At 35.0% G+C, this 21,528-nt stretch carries 20 protein-coding genes and 1 tRNA gene; 7 read left to right on the top strand and 14 right to left on the bottom strand.

The window, feature by feature from the left end; genetic code table 11:
• Positions 1-325: 325 nt before the first annotated feature.
• From C1T31_RS05825 to alaS, 3 genes are all read right to left on the bottom strand, one after another.
• Complete coding sequence (locus C1T31_RS05825) at positions 326-853, bottom strand: DUF6252 family protein (protein ID WP_103051544.1); 528 nt, start codon at positions 851-853, stop codon at positions 326-328.
• Between the two features lie 82 nt (positions 854-935).
• Positions 936-1,886: a GSCFA domain-containing protein gene (locus C1T31_RS05830; protein WP_103051545.1), complete on the bottom strand. Its 951-nt coding sequence runs from the start codon at positions 1,884-1,886 to the stop codon at positions 936-938.
• 36 nt (positions 1,887-1,922) lie between these two features.
• Positions 1,923-4,535 (bottom strand): alanine--tRNA ligase, encoded by a 2,613-nt coding sequence (gene alaS / locus C1T31_RS05835; protein ID WP_103051546.1) that lies wholly within the window; start codon positions 4,533-4,535, stop codon positions 1,923-1,925.
• A gap of 130 nt (positions 4,536-4,665) precedes the next feature.
• On the opposite strand from alaS, the gene C1T31_RS05840 reads away from it, so the two are divergent.
• From C1T31_RS05840 to C1T31_RS05860, 5 genes are all read left to right on the top strand, one after another.
• The gene (locus tag C1T31_RS05840; protein ID WP_103051547.1) at positions 4,666-5,637 is read left to right on the top strand and encodes a M23 family metallopeptidase; all 972 of its coding nucleotides are present in this window, start codon (positions 4,666-4,668) and stop codon (positions 5,635-5,637) included.
• Positions 5,637-5,966, top strand: a complete 330-nt coding sequence (locus C1T31_RS05845) for a MerR family transcriptional regulator (RefSeq protein WP_103051548.1) — start codon at positions 5,637-5,639, stop codon at positions 5,964-5,966. Before C1T31_RS05840 ends, C1T31_RS05845 begins: the two co-directional genes overlap by 1 nt.
• A 68-nt stretch (positions 5,967-6,034) precedes the next feature.
• Entirely contained in the window at positions 6,035-6,634 is a 600-nt protein-coding gene (locus C1T31_RS05850) for a LemA family protein (protein ID WP_103051549.1), read from the top strand.
• Between the two features lie 6 nt (positions 6,635-6,640).
• Positions 6,641-7,078 carry a TPM domain-containing protein gene (locus tag C1T31_RS05855; protein ID WP_103051550.1) on the top strand — a complete coding sequence of 146 codons (438 nt, stop codon included), beginning with the start codon at positions 6,641-6,643 and terminating at the stop codon, positions 7,076-7,078.
• Complete coding sequence (locus tag C1T31_RS05860; protein WP_394338503.1) at positions 7,075-7,905, top strand: TPM domain-containing protein; 831 nt, start codon at positions 7,075-7,077, stop codon at positions 7,903-7,905. Before C1T31_RS05855 ends, C1T31_RS05860 begins: the two co-directional genes overlap by 4 nt.
• 10 nt (positions 7,906-7,915) lie before the next feature.
• Here C1T31_RS05860 and C1T31_RS05865 read toward each other — a convergent pair whose 3' ends face one another.
• On the bottom strand, positions 7,916-10,723 hold the full coding sequence (locus tag C1T31_RS05865; RefSeq protein ID WP_103051551.1) for an outer membrane beta-barrel protein: 2,808 nt from the start codon (positions 10,721-10,723) through the stop codon (positions 7,916-7,918).
• 92 nt (positions 10,724-10,815) lie between these two features.
• The gene (der, locus tag C1T31_RS05870; RefSeq protein WP_103051552.1) at positions 10,816-12,120 is read right to left on the bottom strand and encodes a ribosome biogenesis GTPase Der; all 1,305 of its coding nucleotides are present in this window, start codon (positions 12,118-12,120) and stop codon (positions 10,816-10,818) included.
• A gap of 108 nt (positions 12,121-12,228) precedes the next feature.
• On the opposite strand from der, the gene C1T31_RS05875 reads away from it, so the two are divergent.
• Positions 12,229-12,735: a GTP-binding protein gene (locus C1T31_RS05875; RefSeq protein ID WP_103051553.1), complete on the top strand. Its 507-nt coding sequence runs from the start codon at positions 12,229-12,231 to the stop codon at positions 12,733-12,735.
• Positions 12,736-12,786: 51 nt separating this feature from the next.
• Here C1T31_RS05875 and C1T31_RS05880 read toward each other — a convergent pair whose 3' ends face one another.
• The 7 genes from C1T31_RS05880 to C1T31_RS05910 all read right to left on the bottom strand — a co-directional run bounded on the left by C1T31_RS05880 (position 12,787) and on the right by C1T31_RS05910 (position 19,016).
• Positions 12,787-14,322, bottom strand: a complete 1,536-nt coding sequence (locus tag C1T31_RS05880; RefSeq protein WP_103051759.1) for a choice-of-anchor I family protein — start codon at positions 14,320-14,322, stop codon at positions 12,787-12,789.
• Between the two features lie 84 nt (positions 14,323-14,406).
• Positions 14,407-15,285, bottom strand: a complete 879-nt coding sequence (gene era / locus C1T31_RS05885; RefSeq protein ID WP_103051554.1) for a GTPase Era — start codon at positions 15,283-15,285, stop codon at positions 14,407-14,409.
• A gap of 18 nt (positions 15,286-15,303) precedes the next feature.
• Positions 15,304-15,762, bottom strand: a complete 459-nt coding sequence (locus C1T31_RS05890; RefSeq protein WP_103051555.1) for an RNA methyltransferase — start codon at positions 15,760-15,762, stop codon at positions 15,304-15,306.
• A 45-nt stretch (positions 15,763-15,807) separates the two neighbouring features.
• Positions 15,808-15,880 (bottom strand) — tRNA-Met (locus tag C1T31_RS05895).
• 57 nt (positions 15,881-15,937) lie between these two features.
• The gene (locus C1T31_RS05900) at positions 15,938-16,120 is read right to left on the bottom strand and encodes a CPXCG motif-containing cysteine-rich protein (RefSeq protein ID WP_103051556.1); all 183 of its coding nucleotides are present in this window, start codon (positions 16,118-16,120) and stop codon (positions 15,938-15,940) included.
• Positions 16,121-16,192: 72 nt separating this feature from the next.
• Positions 16,193-17,008 carry a leucine-rich repeat domain-containing protein gene (locus C1T31_RS05905; RefSeq protein WP_103051760.1) on the bottom strand — a complete coding sequence of 272 codons (816 nt, stop codon included), beginning with the start codon at positions 17,006-17,008 and terminating at the stop codon, positions 16,193-16,195.
• Between the two features lie 100 nt (positions 17,009-17,108).
• Positions 17,109-19,016 carry an ABC-F family ATP-binding cassette domain-containing protein gene (locus tag C1T31_RS05910; RefSeq protein ID WP_103051557.1) on the bottom strand — a complete coding sequence of 636 codons (1,908 nt, stop codon included), beginning with the start codon at positions 19,014-19,016 and terminating at the stop codon, positions 17,109-17,111.
• Positions 19,017-19,096: 80 nt separating this feature from the next.
• Here C1T31_RS05910 and C1T31_RS05915 point away from each other — a divergent pair, with 80 nt between their 5' ends.
• Positions 19,097-19,489 carry a DUF983 domain-containing protein gene (locus C1T31_RS05915; RefSeq protein ID WP_103051558.1) on the top strand — a complete coding sequence of 131 codons (393 nt, stop codon included), beginning with the start codon at positions 19,097-19,099 and terminating at the stop codon, positions 19,487-19,489.
• Here C1T31_RS05915 and C1T31_RS05920 read toward each other — a convergent pair.
• Positions 19,470-20,516 (bottom strand): NAD(P)/FAD-dependent oxidoreductase, encoded by a 1,047-nt coding sequence (locus C1T31_RS05920; RefSeq protein ID WP_103051559.1) that lies wholly within the window; start codon positions 20,514-20,516, stop codon positions 19,470-19,472. The two genes, C1T31_RS05915 and C1T31_RS05920, sit on opposite strands and share 20 nt — an antisense overlap.
• A gap of 90 nt (positions 20,517-20,606) precedes the next feature.
• Complete coding sequence (gene porN, locus C1T31_RS05925) at positions 20,607-21,506, bottom strand: type IX secretion system ring subunit PorN/GldN (RefSeq protein ID WP_103051560.1); 900 nt, start codon at positions 21,504-21,506, stop codon at positions 20,607-20,609.
• Positions 21,507-21,528: the final 22 nt, after the last annotated feature.

Here is a 21,528-nt window from a genome sequence, read left to right on the forward strand (position 1 = left end):
AAAATAGACACAATGGTAAGGAGAACTATAAATATAAAAAGTATAACAGTAAAATACATTTTCAGGAAAGGTATTAAACAAAAAAAACACCAATCTTAAATCGCTTTTACCCGATCTAATAAATTGATGTTTCTTTATATATTGATTAATAGCATAATAAATTTACAACTAAAAGTGGTTTCCAAATTAAATTTTCGATAAACGGCTTTTAAAAAAGATTAAGCGTAATAACACTCTTGTCATCACGCCTAATCAACAAATCTCAACAACAAGATTTATCAATTTACTTGTTAAGATTTTCGGACATTGACTTAAAAATCAAATACTATGATGATTGAAGTGTTAAGTCAAATGACCCTTCAGTAACACTTTTTATGGTATCATCATTACTATTCTTACAATCAAAACTAAACGTTCCTTTTACTTTAGTATCAGTCTCTTCAGAAATACTTATTTCTCCGATTACTCCTGAATCTTGATATGGTGCAGTCCATGTTTGAGTTTCTGAAGGATTACTGATGTTAGGCTCTATGTATGAAGCTGTGATAAATACATTATTATCCGAAATTTCATAACTACCGACACCTTCATAGCCATTGATAACAATGTTAATTGCCTGGGACTGGGTATTTCCCTGAATTACCAGAGTTGTCTGACCTCCTCCTGAAGCCATATTTGCAAATGACGTTATTGCTAACGAAGTGAATTGGTTTCCGTCTATTTTGGCCTCAATAGTTCCTGAACTAGCGCCAACATTGAATGGGTTTCCTCCATCATCATCACTCTTACACGATGTTAATGTTACCATAGACGTTACTATAACCAGTAACATAATTTGTTTTAAAGTTCTCATTGTTGATAATATTTATTGTTAATAATGGTTCAAAAATGAGATAAAATGAAAGTGAAAACAATACGATGAATTACGTATTTTTCTAAAATATGATATGAGAATATACCTCTTGTACCTTTTGTTGCTTTGTTTTTAATTCTTCAAGAAACTCTTGGTAGGATTCAGAATTCGGATTAAATGGCTTATGGTCTAATCCTTTTTGAATAGCCTCAATCTCTTTAAGTGTACTATTAGCTTCTTTTGAAATCCAAACATCTTGAAACTTCTTCCATATATATTCTATGGCCAAGTTATTGGGATGTATCATATCATCCTTATAGAATCGATAATCGCGCAGTTCATCCAACATGATTTCATAGGAAGGAAAATAATAACTCTGATTTCTGGGTTCCACCACATTATGAATGGCAGATATTAAATGTGCTTTACTTTGTGAATTAGCAATAAAACCATCTTTTAAATGCCTCACCGGCGAAACCGTAAAAATAATCGAAACCTTCGGATTGACACTTTTTAACATAACCCTAATAGCCTCTAACGACTCTGTTATCTGATCAACCGTCAATAGTTCTTTTTCAAACTGTTTTTGTGGCACTTTATGACAGTTTGCCACTAAAGAATCCGATTCAATATGTCTATAAACCCAAGCTGTCCCCAATGTAATTATGACATGTGAACACGATTTTATAAAACTTGAAGTAAGTAAAATTTGATTATTTAGAGTATTTAAAAAACTTCCTTTTGAGGCATCACTCAATTTAGAATGCGCATCAAAACAATGCCATTGTTCATTATGAAAAAAAATATCCTGCTCTTGATATTCGTTTTCATTGATAGCATTGGTAATTAATTGTTCAATGGCCAACGGATGGAATAAAATTCCAAACGGGTTTTGAAGATGTTGAAATTTATAGTAGTTGAACTTCTCCCCAATATTTTCAGCAAAACAAGATCCCAATAATACTATTTTGGAGTGATAATCAATCTGATTATAGGGCTCTGATTGCAACGGTATTTGGGTTTGTAGTTTCATAACATGAGATTCTGAATAGTCTTCAGAAAGATAGTTTTATGCTATATAGTTTTTTACAGCCCCTAAAGCTTCTTTTATACCGCTAGGATTTTTTCCACCAGCAGTCGCAAAAAATGGCTGTCCACCACCTCCACCTTGAATATACTTTCCTAACTCCCTAACTATTTGCCCTGCATTCAAGCCTTTTTCAGCTACCAATTCTTTTGAAATATAACAGGTCAATAAGGCTTTTCCATCATTTTCAGCACCAAAAAGCAAGAACAAATTATCATACTGACTTCCCAATTCAAAGCATAGATCCTTAATACCTGCTGCATCTAAATCTACTTGCTTGGTCAAAAACTGAATACCATTTATATTGGTAATTTCATTTTTCAACTCGCCTTTTATGTTTTTAGCCTTATCTTTAAGAAGTTGTTCAATCTGCTTTTTTAAACTACTGTTCTCTTCTTGTAAATTTTCAATTGCTTTAACTGGTTCCTTGGCATTATTCAATAGGCTTTTAATTTCTGATAAAACTTGGTAGCCTTCTTCAAAATAATCTTTCATGGCGTCATTAGTAATGGCCTCAATTCTTCTTATTCCAGCGGCCACAGCACTTTCTGAAACTATTTTAAAATACCAAATATCACCTGTATTTTTAACATGGGTACCTCCACACAATTCTATTGACTGCCCAAATCTTACCGTACGTACCGTATCGCCATATTTTTCACCAAATAGTGCCATAGCACCTTCAGAAATGGCTTGTTCCATGGGTACGTTTCGTTGTTCCTTCAAAGGCAATTTTCCTGCTATTCTAGCATTGACAAAGTTTTCAACTTCTTGTAATTCCTCTGAAGTTACTTTAGAAAAGTGAGAAAAATCAAATCGTAAGTGTTTGGCATGTACCGCACTTCCTTTTTGTTCCACATGTGTTCCTAAAATATCACGTAATGCTTGATGTAACAAATGTGTGGCTGTATGGTTACATTCAGTTCGATAACGCTGATTGGCATCCACAACGGCTTTGTGGGTTTCAGATAAATGCTCGGGTAGATTTTTGACAAAATGTATGATGACATTATTTTCCTTTTTAGTATCCAAAACATAGACCACATCACCATTGATATCTTCCAAATATCCTTTGTCACCAACTTGCCCACCACCTTCGGCATAAAATGGCGTTAAATTAAACACCAACTGGTACATATCACCATCTTTTTTTGATGTCACCTTACGATATCTTGTGATTTTTACATTAGCTTCAAGATTATCGTACCCAATAAATTCCTGCTCGGCATCATCAATTAAAACCGTCCAGTCCTCCGTACTCATTTCACTTGCCGCTCGCGAACGGTTTTTCTGTTTCTCCAATTGTTCCTGAAAACCTTGTTCATCCAATTTCAATCCCTTTTCAGAAAGGATCAAAGCGGTCAAGTCTATTGGAAAGCCATAGGTGTCATATAATTCAAAAGCTCGCTCTCCGGAAACAGTATCCCCTTTTGTATTAGAAACAATACCATCCAACAACACCAGACCCTGATCCAGTGTTCGTAAAAATGAGGCTTCCTCTTCTTTAATCACATTCTCAATCAAATGTTTCTCCTTTTTTAACTCTGGAAAGGCCTCTCCCATCTTCTTGCTCAATACATCAACTAATCTGTAAATAAATGGGTCTTTTTGATCTAAAAAAGTAAAACTATAACGAATGGCACGACGTAAAATTCTACGAATGACATAACCAGCACCAGTATTACTTGGTAATTGTCCATCAGCAATAGAGAATGCCACGGCTCGTACGTGGTCAGAAATTACTCGAATGGCCACATCTACCTTCTCGTTTTTACCATAATCCTTTCCTGCTATGGTTTCAATTTCTCGAATGATAGGCGTGAAAACATCGGTATCATAATTACTTTTCACACCTTGAAGCACCATACACAAACGCTCAAAGCCCATACCTGTATCTATGTGCTTACTTGGCAAGCTTTCAAGTGATCCATTGGCTTTTCGATTGTATTGCATAAAAACCAAATTCCAAATTTCAACCACTTGTGGATGATCCATATTAACTAAATCCTTTCCAGAAACTTTCGATTTTTCTTCATCAGAGCGAATATCTACATGTATCTCACTACAGGGTCCGCATGGTCCTTGATCACCCATTTCCCAGAAGTTATCCTTTTTATTACCCATCAGGATTCTATCTTCGGAAATGTGTTCTTTCCAAAAATCATAAGCCTCTTGGTCCATAGGTAAATCATCACCTTTGTCACCCTCAAAAACTGTTACATATAATATATTTTTATCAATCTTGTATACTTCTGTCAACAACTCCCAAGCCCAGGCAATAGCCTCTTTTTTAAAGTAATCACCAAAACTCCAGTTACCCAACATCTCAAACAAGGTATGATGGTAAGTATCATAACCAACTTCTTCTAAATCATTATGCTTACCAGAAACACGCAAACATTTTTGCGTATCAGCTATACGCTTGCTTTTAGGCTCGGCATTTCCCAAAAAATACTCTTTAAAAGGTGCCATTCCTGAGTTAACAAACATCAACGTTGGATCATCCTTTAAGACCATAGGTGCTGAAGGTACGATGGCATGTTGCTTGTCTTCAAAAAACTTTAAAAATTTAGAGCGGATATCTTGGGATTTCATATATGAATTTGTGTTTCAGGCTTATGTTAAAATTCAGTAATGTGCTAAACTATTTTTATATTTGTTAGTTTACGTGCTATAAAAACTAATTATTCCTTATAATTAACTGCAAAAATAGTAAATTTAGCCAATGAGTAAGGTAAAATATTATTACGATTCCGAAACGCTTTCTTACCGAAAAATTGAGAAAAGAAAGGGTCGTACTCTTAAATATATATCTGTATTTCTATTAGGGTCTGCTTTGTTTGGTTTTCTTACTGTTTTCATTACGAGCCAATATTTGGAATCACCTAAAGAAAAAGCGTTAAAACGTGAATTAGCCAATATGCAGTTGCAATATGAATTATTGAACAGAAAGATGGACGAGGCCCAATTGGTTTTAGAAGATATCGCCAATAGAGATAATAATATCTACCGTCTTTATTTTGAAGCCAATCCCATACCAGATGAGCAGCGCAAAGCAGGTTTTGGAGGGGTAAATCGCTACAAATATCTTGAGGGCTTTGACAATTCAAAGCTAATTATAGAGAGTAGTAAACGCTTGGATATCCTTCAAAAACAAATCGTTGTACAATCAAAATCACTTGATGAAATAGCTAAACTTGCTGAAGAAAAGGAAAAATTACTAGCTGCCATTCCTGCCATTCAACCCGTTAGAAACGAAGATTTAACGCGAATGGCTTCAGGTTATGGAATGCGTAATGATCCTTTTACTAAAATAAGAAAAATGCACTGGGGAATGGACTTTACAGCTCCTAGAGGTACACCAGTATATGCATCTGGAGATGGTGTTGTTACTCGTGCTGATAGCAACTCCTCAGGTTATGGCAAGCACATAAGAATTGATCATGGTTATGGTTACGTGAGCCTTTATGCACATTTATACAAATATAACGTAAGAAAAAACCAAAAAGTAAAACGTGGTGACCTCATTGGCTTCGTCGGAAGTTCTGGACGTTCTGAAGCACCGCATTTACACTATGAAATTTTCAAGGACGAGCAGCGCATTAACCCGATTAATTTCTACTATGGTAGTTTATCGCCTCAAGAATTTAATGAGCTACTGGAAAAAGCAACTTTAGAAAACCAATCTTTAGACTAATGCATATTGAATTACCTGAAAAACGTTATTATGGAATTGGCGAAGTTGCCAAGGCATTTGACGTTAATACATCATTGATTCGATTTTGGGAAAAGGAATTTGATGTTCTCAAACCCAAAAAAAATGCCAAAGGCAATCGAAAATTCACACCAGATGATATTAAAAACTTAAAGCTTATTTATCATTTAGTTAAAGAGCGTGGCTTTACTTTGGAAGGAGCTAAAATCCATTTAAAAGAAGAAAAGCAACAAACATTAAGCACGTTCGATATTATTATTAAGTTAGAAGATGTCAAAGCCCAGCTTATTAAAATCAAGGAGCAACTGTAACAAAATATTTGTTTTTACAACAAATAGATAAAACACTATTTTACACTAACATTAAAATTTTAGATATTATGAAAAAATGGCTTATTCCTGTAATCATTATTGCCGTTATTGCTTTTTCACTTTATTCATGGGCAGTAGGATTTAACAATACCGCAGTAGAATATCAAGCTGATGCCGAAACAGCATGGGCTGATGTAGAAAGTTCTTATCAGCGTAGAAACGATTTAATAGGTAATTTAGTCAAAACGGTACAAGGTGCTGCCGATTTCGAGCGTACCACATTACGAGAAGTTATTGAAGCACGTGCCAAAGCGACTTCTACAACCATTGATGCCAGTAATTTAACTGCTGAAAATATGGCCCAATTCCAACAGGCACAAACAGGGTTAAGTGGAGCATTATCTAAATTATTAGTATCTGTTGAACGCTATCCAGACATCAAAGCCAATCAAAACTTTCTGGAACTTCAAACCCAATTAGAAGGTACTGAAAATCGTATAAATGTGGCGAGAGATCGTTATAATGAAAGTGTGAATATTTACGACAAACATATTTCAAAATTCCCAGGGAAATTGTTAGCTGGTTTGTTCGGTTTTGATGACATGCCACGATATAAAGCCGATCCTGGTAGCGAAAATGCACCTGACGTAGATTTTGATTTTGAATAATCAGGTATGTCTAAAATTGAGGATTTTCTAACTGCACAAGAGGAACAAGAAATCATTGAGGCTATACGAATAGCCGAAAAAAACACATCTGGTGAAATTCGCGTTCACATTGAAGCATCTACAACATTAGATGTTTTTGAACGTGCCAAAGAGGTGTTCCACATGCTTAAAATGGACAATACCAAACAGCAAAATGGCGTGTTGATTTATGTAGCTGTGGAAGACAAAACATTTGTTATTTATGGAGACCAAGGTATCAATGATATGGTTGCCAGTGATTTTTGGGATGCTACAAGAGATGCCATGCTCTCCCACTTTAAAAAAGGACATTTTAAACAAGGACTTGTTGACGGTGTTTTAAAAGCTGGTAAAGAACTAGAAACCTATTTCCCTTGGGAACATGGAGATACCAACGAACTTCCAAATACTATTTCAAAAGGTTGATAAAAACAAGTAATATATTTTTCAAAATTGTCATCCTAATCAGTATTTTACTGATTAGTAATAGAAACTCTTTTGCTCAATTCAAAATACCTGAAAAACCAGCTGAGCAAACCAGTGTCTATGATTACATCAATTTACTGCCATCATCAGAAAGAAATAGACTTGAGGAAAAATTAATCAGATATTCGGACACCACCTCTACCCAAATAGTGATAGCCATAATTTCTTCAACCGATGGTGAGAACATCAATTATCTTGGTGCACAATGGGGCCAAAAGTGGGGCATTGGTCAAGAAAAGGAAGACAACGGTATTTTAATTCTATTAGCTAAAGATGATCGTAAAATTGCTATTAATACGGGTTATGGTGTTGAGCATCTATTAACTGATGCTATGTCAAAGCGGATTATTGAGCGAGATATTATACCCTATTTTAAAAATAATGACTATGCAGGTGGATTAAATCGTGGAGCAGATGCCATTTTTGAGGTCATGACTGGTGAATATCAAGGCACAAGGCAATCTTCCTCAAATGATTTCCCAATTGGTTTATTCTTCTTTCTATTCATTGTTTTTATCATCATTTTGATTGCCATTTCTAAAAACCGACGAGGTGGTAACAATGGTGGCTCTGGTGGTAAAAAACACGAAGGCATGAGTATATTGGATGCCATAATTTTGAGCAATATGGGACGTGGCAGTTATGGCCGCAGCTCTGGAGGCGGCTTATTTGGTGGTGGTTCCAGCGGTGGTTTTGGAGGCGGTGGTTTTGGAGGCGGCTTCGGCGGAGGTGGCTTCGGCGGAGGCGGCGCTTCAGGCGGTTGGTAACCTTAAATTCTTAATCAAAAAAGAACACGTCATCTCCACCTGATTCTCCTTTTTTACCAAGGCTGTTAAATTTCCAGCTAAAACTCAACATAAAATATTGTTCCAATACCGTACTTTGAGAATCTTGGATATAATTTTGTGTAGCCGTTCTTCGAGCATTGGTGTTTTGATTTAATAAATCATACACCTTTAAAGTAACTGTGCCATTATCTTTCAACACGGAATAGGCCAACGTTGAATTCCAAAACCAGGCACTTTTCTGAAAACCTGCACCAATATTAGGGTTATAATTGTAGAGTATGTCATTACGCCATTCAAAATTTTTAGGTAGGAATAAAGCTGTTTTGATGTTCAAATCATGAAAAGCAAATTCCCTATCTTCAAAATCATCAATATCATATTGATTTTTTGTAAATGAAATGCGGTATCTAGGTCTGATTTCTAGTATGTCTTTCCATGTAAAAGTTAAGCTGGCACTAGGTGATATAGATCGCACTCTACTGGCATATTGAACATCATTATTAAAATTGATATTCTTACTTAATTCACCAAATGCTCCAACACCCAACTTAATAGTTCTTAAGCTATCTATTTTAACATCTTTACTATAGTCTAAATTTCCGTTGATCCTATAATTACCATTAACATTGGCATAGGTAGTTTCTCTTACAAAATTTTCATCAATTGTCGTTTTAGAAACGACTTGATTATTAATAAAATTAGCACTGAAATAACTGTAAAATCCTGTGCGTTTTTGCCAATCAAAGGCATTAACTCCTAAACTTATCCAATGACTATTAGTAGGTTCCAGATTAGGATTACCCACTACGGTATTCAAAGGGTCCGTTACGTTGGCAAATGGCTGCAATTGCTCCAATTGTGGTGGATTATTATTTAAACGATAACTTGTCCATAAAGACGCTTTAGGATTAAATCGATAATTAAAACTCGCCCAAGACTCCATGGCCTCAAAACGACGTTTAATATTTAATTCCGGCCTTAATAAATCAATATTTTCAAGTGTTCTAAAAATATAATCAAAACCTGCTCTTGCTGACCATTTTTCCTTTCGGTAGCTCAAACTAATTCCAGGAGCCATACTCTCATTTAAGTACTCGAAATCAGTACTCAAATCTGTATTAAAATCGTTAAAATTACCAGTGCCATCGTTATCGAAAGTACTTCTTCTATTGGTGCTTTTATCACGATTATATTCATAATCAAAGTTTATAAAAAACTCTTTTTTAATAATTGGCAATCGGTATCTAATATCTGAACTAAAATTATTGACTTTTCCTTCTCCCTCCGTAAATTGATCTCTAATAACCTGGTCAATAAGTACGTAATCCGGGTTATTTATATCATTAGGATCTTCTCCATAAACATTCGTTTGAGAGGTTAAATAATCATCAGAATTCCTAGCTGTTATCTCATTTGTTAAATTGACCCTAACAAATGCACCTTTATCTCCAAAACGTTTAGTAGTACTGATTCGATTTCTAAAATTTTTAGCGTAATTTTCTACAAATGAATTGGTATTCGATTCGTTGGTCAATACTTTGTCGTCATTTAAGGATTCCTCATATCTGTCATAGGTATTCTTACTAATGGAATATCTAAATGACGGATCTATATTTATTAAAAAAGTAGAATCTACTTCAATATCAAATCCAATATTGGCACTATGACTATCACTATCATTGTAGCTACTCGATAGGGAGTTAGTATAATATCTAGAGTCAGGCAATATATTTTCTCTTTGAGTAGCTGTCTTATTTTCAGAACTACTACCAGAGTGAAAATAATCAGCCGAAATATCGGTTGTTTCGCTTAATTCATCAGCATAATTAGCACCTACATTTTGAGATTTCACAATACCTTCACCGCCTCCAAACGAACGTCCATCAATGGTAAACGATCCGTTGCTGGACATAGACATACTATATCCACCACCAAACATTTTTCTGATCTCACCAAAACTAAAACCAGGCGAATTAATATTATTCCCTCCTGCCAAAACACTAATTCTTTGGTCGTTGTCAAAATAATTTAGCATTCCCGCCATTTCGTACCGTTCATCCGTTCCACCTCCAGCAGCAACCCGACCAAAAACACCTTTATTGTTTTCTTCTTTTATGGTTAGGTTTATTGTTTTGTTCTCACCATCAACCGTTTCACCCGTAAAGGCTTCCGATTTAGTTTTGGTATCAACTACCTGTATTTTTTCAATGATGTCTTTGGTAAGGTTTTTAGTAGTGATTGTTGGATCGTCACCAAAAAAGGGCTTCCCATTCACCAATATCTTGTTAACTTCTTTACCATTAACCCGAATTTTACCCTCATCATCCACCTCTACACCAGGCAATTGTTTGAGCAAATCTTCAACGGTTGCGTCTTTCTTGGTTTTAAATGACTTCACATTAAATTCCAATGTGTCTTTTTTAATGGTTATTGGTGCAGCCGATTTAATGACTACTTCATCCAAAGCATTGGAAACTTCCATTTCAATTTCACCCAAATCAATGACCTCACTTTTTAAATCAACTTTTTTGAAATAGGTCTTATAACCTACATAGGATACAAATAGGTTTACAGATTCGTCATTGGATTTATCCTCCAATTCAAATCTTCCTTCTTTATTCGTAATAGTGTAAGTGATTACAGTACTATCCTTCACTCGCTCTACATGAACCGTTGCTGATTCCAAAGGCACATTTTCGTCAATTGATTTTATACTTCCAATGATTCTAAAATCTTCAGATTGCGAAAATGAAAAAGTAAGGCAAAAAAAAGTAATTACAAGAAATAGGTACTTCATGTTTTTTGATTGATGGATGATTAGATTTTTTTCAAAAAACGAAAGTAATTCGAATTTCGTATGAATTTTCTTAAAAAAAAGATAAAGTTCTGTTATTTTTTGCGCATGTAGACACTTACCGGAACACCATGAAAGTCAAAATGTTCCCGAAGTTTGTTTTCCAAGAATCTCTTATACGGGTCTCGAACATATTGCGGTAAATTACAGAAAAACGCAAACTGCGGCTGTGGTGTTGGCAGTTGCATAATATATTTAATTTTTACAAACTTCCCTTTGTAGGCTGGTGGCGGATAGCTTTCAATGATGGGAAGCAAAATTTCATTAAGCTTACTAGTCTTAATCTTTTTGGTTCGGTTATTATAAACCTCAACAGCCGTTTCAATAGCTTTAAAAATACGTTGCTTGTTTAAAACTGAAATGAAAACAATTGGCACATCGGTAAATGGTTCAATTTGGGATTTTATATACTTTTCAAACTCTTTAATAGTTTTATTGTCCTTCTCAACCAAATCCCATTTATTCACCAAAATCACGATACCTTTTCGGTTACGTTCTGCCAACCAAAAAATGTTTTGTACTTGACCATCAAACCCTCTAGTTGCATCCAAAACCAACAAACAAACATCACAATGCTCAATGGCACGAACACTGCGCATCACGGAATAGAATTCTAAATCCTCCTTGACTTTTGATTTTTTTCTGATTCCTGCTGTATCAACCAAATTAAATTCAAATCCAAACCGATTGTATTTGGTATCTATGGCATCACGAGTGGTTCCCGCAATATCAGTAACTATGTATCTATCCTCACCTATTAACGCATTAATGAATGATGATTTTCCAGCATTGGGTCTTCCAACAACTGCAAATCGCGGTAATTCTTCTTCCTGCGTTTCTTCTTTTTCCGGCAAAGCAGCAACAAGTGCATCCAAAAGATCACCTGTACCACTACCATTTATACTAGCAATTGTAAAATAATCACCTAATCCCAATGAATAAAATTCAACAGCATCTTCAGCGCGTTTGGCATTATCCACTTTATTAACAGCTAAAAAAACAGGTTTTTTGACTTTTCGTAATAGTCTAGCCACATCTTCATCCATTCCAGTAACGCCAGTTTCAACATCAACCATAAATATTATAGCATCGGCTTCTTCAATGGCTATTTCAACCTGTTTATCAATTTCAGCCTCAAAAATATCATCACTACCCTTGACATAACCTCCTGTGTCTATTAAGGAAAACTCTCTCCCATTCCAATCACTTTTCCCATAATGACGGTCTCTTGTCACACCACTTACAGCATCAACAATAGCTTCGCGTCGTTGAATTAAGCGGTTAAAAAAAGTTGATTTGCCCACATTTGGCCTTCCTACTATGGCTACAATATTGACCATTGCTTGTAAAATTTGCTGCAAATATAATGATAACCTTATGATTTCGTTATATTTTAGTGACAACAAAAAAGGTTACTTTAGTCGATATCAAAATTAAGTCCAATAAAAATGTCCATCAACAAACAAGACATTGTATTAAGACCACGATTTAAAAAGTTATTAAATAAAAGAAACATATTTTATTTAGAACAGTTTAAACTGGCTAAAACTACCCAAAATAAATTTATTGTCTCGGTTATTGACGACCATGTCTTTTTAAAACTTCCCAAAGACAAACAACAGTTTTGGTCTCCGCAATTGCATTTGGAAATTAATGAAGATGGCGAAAAAACATCTATCCTTTATGGGGTTTTCGGCCCAAATCCAACCGTTTGGACCATGTTCATGTTTTTGCACTTTTTGGTAGCTGGTTTGTTTATTGCTTTTGCCATTTGGGCCTACTCCAATTGGTCTTTAGACAACTCCTATAGTGTTCAATTAGGTGTGATGTTTTTATTAGTTGTGTTATGGTTTGTGCTTTATTTTGCTGGGCGCATAGGTAAAGATTCCAGTAAGGAAGAAATGCACGACCTGTATGATTTTATGAATAGCATTATAGAAGAAAAGTCCAACTAAATACAGTTGAACTTTCCTTCCTAACTAACTTAAAAATAAAAACTTATCAGACTAATTTCTGTTTTCGTATATCGTTACTGTACCACTATCTTCATTGGAAACAATCAATAAATCTTTACCATTTGGACTATCTTTTGACGGAACAGCCAACAATCCCTCCGGAGCTTCATCGCCAGGTGTCGATAAGATTGTCATAAACTCTGGAGCCATTGGATTCGTGATATCATAAACCAAAACTTGATCGGTTCTTTCTAAACCAACAAATAATACATATTTATTACCCTTGACCTTTAACACCTCAACAGCTTCTGGTTCCGCACCTTTATCATCACTTCTTCCATCATCATCATTAAACGTATCTGGTGTCAAGTTCAATGTTTGTTGCGAAATATCATTAGCACTATCATAAACCATTTGACCATTGCCATTCCAAACGGTAAATGACCGTCCACCATAGCTGTATAGCTCATCATAATCGCCATCATTATCGGTATCACCCAAGGAGGTAGTAATCTTTAAACGCCCTAAATTTTCATCTTCTTTCAAAAATTCAGCATCTGGAAATGCTACTGGATCTAATATGATATTGTCATCCTTAATACGCGCTTCCTCACTAAAACCATCATAATCTCTCGAATCACCTTCATTGGCAGTGATAATGTAATCTGTTCCATTGACTTTGATGTATTCAATAGCATCAGGCATATAAACACCAAAAACTGGCCAATTTGCTAATACTTTGGCATCATCTCGGTCGCTGACATCTATAGCATTTCCTGGCATATTAAAATCTTTAAATCCAAGTGGATAAATAGCTTCAATGGTTTTGGTAAGTAAATTAACTTTCGCCACGCCATTATTCTCTTGTAAAGTCACCCAAGCATAATTTGAATTATCTGAAATAGCCACATATTCTGGCTCAATATCTTGTGTAAAAGAGGCATTCGGACCAAATACTCGGAAACCGTTAGCTTCTAAATTTTCTTGTTGGGCTGCAAATGCATCAAAGCCTAAAGTCGTCACATTACCTGAAACAACTTCAATTATACTTATTGTACCATCTGGATCCACTGTATACTCATCATTTGGTTCTCCTTCATTGGCCGATACAATAAATTGTCCGTTTGGTGAAAAGGTAACCATATCTGGTAAGGCTCCCACAGTATAAGACGCTATTAAAGCGCCAGAATCTGTATCAAATAACAATACAGAACCAGGATTTTGCTTGGTGTCTGCTTCAACAGCAACAGCCAATTTACCGTTATGAACAGCCACACTATTTGGCGCTCCCGATGGCAACGAAATGGCTGGCTCTTCTATAATATTATCAAGGTCTGTTAAGTTGTAAACAGAAATTTGGGTGGATGCTACATTAACTACGAAAAGCTTGTTGTTTTTGGAATCAAATGCTGAAATCTCTGAAGCACCCTCACCGCCAACATAAACAGTAGCCTTATGTTGAAAATTGACAGTTGACGATCGGAATTGATTTTCTTGATTGGTTTCAACCACGTTATCCTCTACATTGGAACAAGAAACTATGGTTAATAAAAACGTTAAAATGGATAGATTAATTAATTTTTTCATTGGATGATTATTTAAATTCATCCAAATGTAAACTCCAATTGTAAAGTTAGCGTTACTTAAAAATAAAGGAATGTTTAGATATTGCTACTGATTGTAACCAAAACGTTTCAGCTGCTGTTGGTTGCTGCGCCAATTTTTATTCACCTTAACATATAATTCCAAATGCACCTGCTTTCCAAAGAACTTTTCCAGATCTTTTCGAGCTTCTATCCCAACACGCTTTAAGGCACTTCCCTTATGTCCAATAATAATCCCTTTTTGTGTATCTCTTTCGACCATGATAACCGATCGCATTCTAATAATATCATCTTCTTCAAAAAATTCTTCGGTGTCTATTTCAACAGCATAGGGAATTTCTTTCTTGTAGTGCAATAATATTTTCTCACGAATGGTTTCATTAACAAAAAAGCGTTCGGGCTTATCCGTTAGTTGATCTTTCGGATAAAAGGGTGGTGACTCTGGTAACAATTCAATAATGCGATTGAAAACTTCCTGAACCTGAAATCCTTCTAAAGCAGAAATGGCAAATATTTCAGCATTGGGTACTTTTTCAGACCATAAGGCTACTTGTGTTTCTAATTGTTCCTGATTGGAGGTGTCAATCTTATTGAGTAATAGTAAAACAGGAATTTTGGAATTGGTTATTTTTTTAAAAAAGGCTTCATCTTTTAATTCTTTTTCGCCGATTTCAACCATATAGATTAATACATCAGCATCGTCAAAAGCCGATTTCACAAAATCCATCATGGATTCTTGTAACTCATAAGCCGGTTTAATGATACCAGGTGTGTCCGAAAAAATCACCTGAAAATCGGCACCATTGACAATACCGAGAATGCGGTGTCTTGTAGTTTGTGCCTTTGATGTAATAATGGAAAGTTTTTCACCAACAAAAGCATTCATTAATGTAGACTTACCCACATTGGGATTCCCTATAATATTTACAAAACCAGCTTTGTGCATGTCAAATTTTTTACAAAGTTACGACCTTGGTTTGTTTATTCCTCTATCATACATGACAATACTTCCAGCAACCGATACATTTAAACTTAATTCCGAATTAAATTTTACTAAATGGTGGGATTTTTCTATGGCCTGTTTCGACAAACCATGATCTTCAGCACCGAGAAGATACACGCAACGTCTGGGATGATGAAAAGTCTCTAAAGACACTGCATGATCACTCAACTCAACACCTACCAGCATAGCCCCTTTGGGTAAATGATTGTAGAAATCATCAAAAGTCTCATAATGAAAATACGGCATGGCCTTAACCGCATTGTGGGTATCACAAGCTTGTTTGGCATAGCGATTTCCAATAGTAAAAATAAAACTTGCTCCAAGGTTTTGAGCTGAACGCCACAGCACACCTAAATTTTCTGGGGTTTTACCATTTTGAATACCAATACCAAAGAATTCGTTATGAAAATTGTCTACCATATGTTAAAAACAAAAAAGCTCCTAGAAAATTCTAGGAGCCTTTAGTAGCGGGAACAGGACTCGAACCTGTGACCTTCGGGTTATGAGCCCGACGAGCTACCTACTGCTCTATCCCGCGATGTGGACTGCAAATATACAATGCTTTTTAGATAAAACAAGGGTATTTTTAAGAAATTTATTGTTCAATGCTAATTGCTGAAAAAGAATGGAGTTCGCCTGCTCTAAATTCAATTGCAAACTGAATAGGGTTACAGCACACCTCACAATCTTCAATATATTGTTGAGATGGAATCGAACTATCCAACATTAGGGAAACCGTTTCCCAACAATATGGACAGGTATAAAAGTGTTCAAACATGAACTTAAAATACAAAAAAAAGAGACCATAAAATATGGCCTCTTTATTAAACAATTACTAAAAAACTTAAAATCAATCATTGTCGGTGATTGTGGTATCTGCATTATTTAAATCCATAAAGTTAGGATTGTTACCATTCACCATGCTAATGTACTCTTGGTTTAATTTGTTATCACTTACCATAAATGTAGATAATTTAGGAAAATAAGATAACTCAAAGGGCAAATCGCCTGTAAATTCATTACTCGCTAAAACCAATTCTTCCAGTTCTGTTAGTGCAGCAATTTCAACAGGAATCTCACCAGAAATCTTATTATCGATTAAACTTAATTTTTCTAATTTGGTGAGGGATTTTATTTGAGTTGGAATCGTACCGGACAACATATTGCTACCAAGTAACATTTCCTTTAAACTTGCTAAACCTTCAATAGACTCTGGAATATCACCAGTTAAACTATTGCTGTATAATTTTAATACTTCAAGATTATGAAGGTTTCCAATTTGAGCAGGAATCTCACCTTCAATACTATTCATAAATAATTCCAACGAAACCAGATTTTCTAATTCACCAATGGAATTTGGTAAACTACCTGTAATTTTATTGAAACCTAAATTCATAGATCTTAAATGAACTAAATTTCCAAGCTCTTCAGGAAGACTTCCTTGAAGATTATTAAATTCTAAATTCAATGCAACAACTTGATCATTTTCGGTTGTAACACCATACCAAGTGTTGATTGATGCATTCAAATCCCAAGTGTTGACCCATTCGTCACCATTGGTTGAATTGTATAATGCTATTAGAGCTTCTTTCTCGCTATTTGAAACGTCTGCAAACGAAAATGCAGTCAAGAAAAGACACAGTAGTGTTAGTTTTAAGGTTTTCATATTCAATAGATTTGGGATTAATCTGAATCAATATTAGAACAAAGAACGCTTAAAACCAAAAATATTCGTTGAAATACTATTTCATGTAAGAATTTACTTATTAATTGTACGATTCGATAGCATCCTGAACGGATTCCCAATCTACCATCAATGACTCCAAACGGTCTTTTTTAGCCTGATATTTATCGAAGAACGCTGGGTCAGAAACAACCTGATCATAATTAGTTGCCAATTCGACATCAATGGACTTAATATCTTTTTCCAGCTGATTTATTTTAGCTTCTATATTACTTAACTTATTGGTAAGGGACTTCAATTTCTTTTGAGATTCATAAGAATCCTTATTACTCGATTTTGGGGTCTGCTTGACTATATCGCGTTTTTCAACCTCACGAAGGTTTTCGACATTGCGTTGTTCCAAATAAAAATCTATATTTCCTAAATACTCCTTTATTTTTTGGTCTTTGAACTCATAAACCGTATCGGTTAAGCCTTGCAGGAAGTCCCGATCGTGAGACACTAAAATTAAAGTTCCTTCAAATTTCTTCAGCGCTTCTTTCAAAACATTTTTAGACTTTATATCCAAATGGTTTGTGGGCTCATCCATGACCAATACGTTAAATGGCTGTAACAGTAATTTGGCCAAAGCTAATCTGTTTCGCTCGCCACCTGATAACACCCGAACATATTTTTCAACTTCATCACCACGAAATAAAAAGGCTCCCAAAATATCCCTGACACGGCTTCTATTGCTTTCATTGGCCGCATCAATCATGGTATCTAAAACTGTTTTACTACCATCTAAATATTCTGCCTGATTTTGGGCGAAGTAGGCAATTTGTACATTGTGTCCTAAATTTAAGTCACCTTGATGTTTTATTTCACCCACAATAATTTTGGCTAAAGTTGATTTACCTTGACCATTTTGCCCTACAAAAGCCGTCTTGGTATCTCTAGCTATAGTGAGATTGATATTTTTTAAGACTTGTAAATCATCATAATTTTTAGACACGTTTAAAGCTTCAACCACAACTTTTCCAGGCGTAACAGATACAGGAAAATTTAATGACATGACACTGTTGTCATCTTCATCAACCTCCACGCGTTCCATTCGATCCAATTTTTTGATCAATGACTGCGCCATAGTGGCCTTGGATGCCTTTGCTCGGAACTTTTCTATTAATCGTTCTGTTTGCTGGATTTGCTTCTCCTGATTTTTTTGAGTTGCTAATTGCTGCTCTTTAATCTCTTTTCGCAATACCAAAAATTTGGAATATGGTTTATTGTAATCATAAATACGACCCAACGAAATTTCTATTGTCCTATTAGTAACATTATCCAAGAACATTTTATCGTGAGATACAATGACAACCGCACCAGGATAATTTTTAAGGAAGCCCTCCAGCCAGATAATAGATTCGATATCCAAATGGTTTGTAGGCTCATCCAATAGCAATAAATCATTGTTTTGAAGTAACAGTTTTGCCAACTCAATACGCATGCGCCAACCTCCAGAAAAAGTATCAGTTAGATTATTAAAATCCTCACGTTTAAAACCCAATCCTTGTAGTATCTTTTCGGTTTCGCCCTGATAATTATAACCGCCTAAAATTTCATATTGATGCTGTAAATCATTTAAATCAACCATTAACTGATGATATCCATCACTTTCATAATCGGTTCGTTCCGCTAATTGCGTATTGATATCTTCCAGTTTAGCTTCCAGTTCTTTTATTTCGGTAAAGGCTTCGTAGGACTCTTCTAATACTGTTCGACCAAACTCAAAATCAATATCTTGTTTTAGAAATCCAATCTTAAGATTTTTATCTGCAGCAATCTGTCCGGAATCAGGTTGCAATTCTTTTGATAGAATTTTAAGCATGGTAGATTTCCCAGCGCCATTTTTTCCAATTAACCCTATACGATCTCCTGAAGTTAGCTTAAAGGTGATTTCTTCGAACAAATACTCACCTTGAAATGATATTGAAAGATTGTGGATGTTAAGCATTATGTTACAAAAGTTACAAGTTAATGTTGTTTAAAAGGTTAATTTTGTGTAATCCAAAATGCAAAAGTAAACTTTTAAAGATGATTAAAAAAGGAACCAAGCTATATAGTATTTTAACTGGAGCATGCCCTAAATGCCACCAAGAATCCATGTATGAGAATAAAAATCCGTATGTACTTCCAGATGTCCTAAAAATCAACGAAAAATGTTCACATTGTGGAACCAAATATAGAATGGAACCCTCGTTCTTTTATGGTTCTATGTACGTAAGCTATGCTGTGGGTATAGCCTTTGCTGTGGCAGCATTTGTTATTAGTTATGTGTTTTTGGGAAGTAGTCGTAATATAGCTTTTATCTCAATTATTGGAACGCTGATTGTTTTCATGCCTATTATCATGCGCTTATCTCGAAATATTTGGATTAACCTATTTATGAATTACGATAAAAATTTGGTTAAGAAGAAAACCGATTAATATCAATTTCTGGATTTAGGGGTTTTCCAAACTCTACATAATTAAATAATTCCTCTGATATATAAGGAGCAATCATCACACCTCTTGTGCCCAAACCATTCATGACATGGATATTTCTGTAATTTGAATGCGTTCCGACCAGAGGTCTTCTATCCTTAACAGTCGGTCTGATACCAGCCACTTGATCAACGACTTTAAAATCGCACTTTAGAAAGACCTTCAATTTATCAGTCATCTCAATTTTTGCTTCTTCTGTGACTGAATTAGTTTTATCTTCCCAATTATAAGTGGCTCCAACAGAATAGAGATTGTTGCCTTCAGGAATTATAAAAACCGAAGACTTTATGGCAAAATTAATCTTTAATTCTGGTGCTTCTATGGTCAACACTTCTCCTTTGGTCCCATTTAAGGGTAGTTGATTGAAATATGGATTTTTTTTCATTCCAAATCCTTCACAAAACACCATATTAGAAGCTTGAATATTTTCATATTCAACATAGCTTTCGTGAATTTTTAGACTGTCATGATTGAATGGTCGTGATTTCAAAAGTTTCTGGCCATCTAAATACTTCAAATAATTATCGATTAATGTATTGGTATCAATTCTACCAGCTTGTAAAACTTCTCCAAAACCAAATGGTGCGTCTATGACCGGACTGCTATTTTTGACAATATTTCCAGATAAAAAAGGTTCTAATTTTGGCTTATCCATGGCCGAAAACCAAAGATTTTGCTCTTCTATAGAAGAAAACCGTCTTAATAGCCCAAACTCATAATCTATTTTAGTGTGAAGTAGTTTTTCTAAATCCTTGTAAAATGGTTTGGCGAGTTGCAATTGCATCTCGGCCATCCAAACTTCTGAAAAACGTTTTAGGATGACTGGATTATACATACCAGCAGCAACCAAAGAGGACTGTTGCGAACGATCATCAAATACTAAAAATGATTTATTATGTTTTCGTAATTGTTCGCAAAATGCAATTCCTGCTAAACCACAACCAACAACTATATAATCAACTTTTTGCAATATTCAGTTTTTTAAAATCTTTCGCAAATATCGTAATAAAAAACGCTCACTGAAAAGTGAGCGTTTAAACCTTTTATTGCAGGACCTAAATTAATAAGCCCACATATCTAATTCGAAGTTTCTAATCTTCTCCTTAATTCTATCTGACTCTAACAATTGCATCAAAGCATTTTCAGAAATATATTCGGTTACCTTTCGGTCTCCATAGACATTTTCCTCTTTGTAAACGTAGCCATTAAAGCGTCTTGAATTTAACAAATGATCAAAACTGAATGGAACGGCACTATTTTCATTATTAAATGCTTTGGCTTCATGCAAGATATCTCTGGCATCTGGGTAAAATACCCAAAATAATGGAATTGGCTCTTTGTTAGCTTCATCATCCGAATCTAAAAAGTTTACGTCTGGAGCAGCAGGTGCTATACCGATTAAACGATACTTCATTTCTGCTTGTCGCTTATCAAAATACCATAAACCTTTCATTAAATAAGCACTAATGTGATAAGAAGTAATATCAGTTTTAATAATATATTCTGGGTCTACATAACCATCAGCATTATATTGTTCATAACCGATATCTAACGTATCTATTTTTGACATACTAGCTTGTAAATCCTTTATAGTACGTTTAGCAGTAAAATAAGAATCATCATAAATGTTCTCTAAATCACCTTTTTTTACACTATTCCAAAGTACATCAAACAACGAACGTCTGTTTTTACCAATATTATTGGTGTCTACAGGGTAGTATAATGGGAAATTAACACGCTCATCAAGAACAACACGTTCCCATGTCATTTTAGAGTACATGATATCTCTATCATCAACATAACCATATTCTAACGGTTTGTCATTGTCTAATGCCTTTTGTGCTTCAGTTCGCACACCAATTTCTTCTGGTGATTTCGCACTCAACAAATTGGCTTGTGAGAACGCAGTAGTCACAAAGGACACACTTATAACGGTTAATAATAAACTTCTTAATCTCATCTGTTTTAATTTTAGTTATTAG

It is taken from the genome of Hanstruepera neustonica (genome assembly GCF_002895005.1).
Classification (GTDB): Bacteria; Bacteroidota; Bacteroidia; order Flavobacteriales; family Flavobacteriaceae; genus Hanstruepera; species Hanstruepera neustonica.

What these genes read in the sequence shown, in the direction of transcription:
- C1T31_RS05840 (WP_103051547.1), top strand. Translation starts at nt 4,666, where the DNA reads ATGAGTAAGGTAAAATATTATTACGATTCCGAAACGCTTTCTTACCGA.
- C1T31_RS05905 (WP_103051760.1), bottom strand. Translation starts at nt 17,008, where the DNA reads ATGAAAACCTTAAAACTAACACTACTGTGTCTTTTCTTGACTGCATTT.
- C1T31_RS05850 (WP_103051549.1), top strand. Translation starts at nt 6,035, where the DNA reads ATGAAAAAATGGCTTATTCCTGTAATCATTATTGCCGTTATTGCTTTT.
- C1T31_RS05875 (WP_103051553.1), top strand. Translation starts at nt 12,229, where the DNA reads ATGTCCATCAACAAACAAGACATTGTATTAAGACCACGATTTAAAAAG.
- C1T31_RS05890 (WP_103051555.1), bottom strand. Translation starts at nt 15,762, where the DNA reads ATGGTAGACAATTTTCATAACGAATTCTTTGGTATTGGTATTCAAAAT.
- C1T31_RS05910 (WP_103051557.1), bottom strand. Translation starts at nt 19,016, where the DNA reads ATGCTTAACATCCACAATCTTTCAATATCATTTCAAGGTGAGTATTTG.
- der (WP_103051552.1), bottom strand. Translation starts at nt 12,120, where the DNA reads ATGGTCAATATTGTAGCCATAGTAGGAAGGCCAAATGTGGGCAAATCA.
- C1T31_RS05900 (WP_103051556.1), bottom strand. Translation starts at nt 16,120, where the DNA reads ATGTTTGAACACTTTTATACCTGTCCATATTGTTGGGAAACGGTTTCC.
- porN (WP_103051560.1), bottom strand. Translation starts at nt 21,506, where the DNA reads ATGAGATTAAGAAGTTTATTATTAACCGTTATAAGTGTGTCCTTTGTG.
- C1T31_RS05845 (WP_103051548.1), top strand. Translation starts at nt 5,637, where the DNA reads ATGCATATTGAATTACCTGAAAAACGTTATTATGGAATTGGCGAAGTT.
- C1T31_RS05915 (WP_103051558.1), top strand. Translation starts at nt 19,097, where the DNA reads ATGATTAAAAAAGGAACCAAGCTATATAGTATTTTAACTGGAGCATGC.
- C1T31_RS05830 (WP_103051545.1), bottom strand. Translation starts at nt 1,886, where the DNA reads ATGAAACTACAAACCCAAATACCGTTGCAATCAGAGCCCTATAATCAG.
- alaS (WP_103051546.1), bottom strand. Translation starts at nt 4,535, where the DNA reads ATGAAATCCCAAGATATCCGCTCTAAATTTTTAAAGTTTTTTGAAGAC.
- C1T31_RS05865 (WP_103051551.1), bottom strand. Translation starts at nt 10,723, where the DNA reads ATGAAGTACCTATTTCTTGTAATTACTTTTTTTTGCCTTACTTTTTCA.
- C1T31_RS05825 (WP_103051544.1), bottom strand. Translation starts at nt 853, where the DNA reads ATGAGAACTTTAAAACAAATTATGTTACTGGTTATAGTAACGTCTATG.
- era (WP_103051554.1), bottom strand. Translation starts at nt 15,285, where the DNA reads ATGCACAAAGCTGGTTTTGTAAATATTATAGGGAATCCCAATGTGGGT.
- C1T31_RS05880 (WP_103051759.1), bottom strand. Translation starts at nt 14,322, where the DNA reads ATGAAAAAATTAATTAATCTATCCATTTTAACGTTTTTATTAACCATA.
- C1T31_RS05855 (WP_103051550.1), top strand. Translation starts at nt 6,641, where the DNA reads ATGTCTAAAATTGAGGATTTTCTAACTGCACAAGAGGAACAAGAAATC.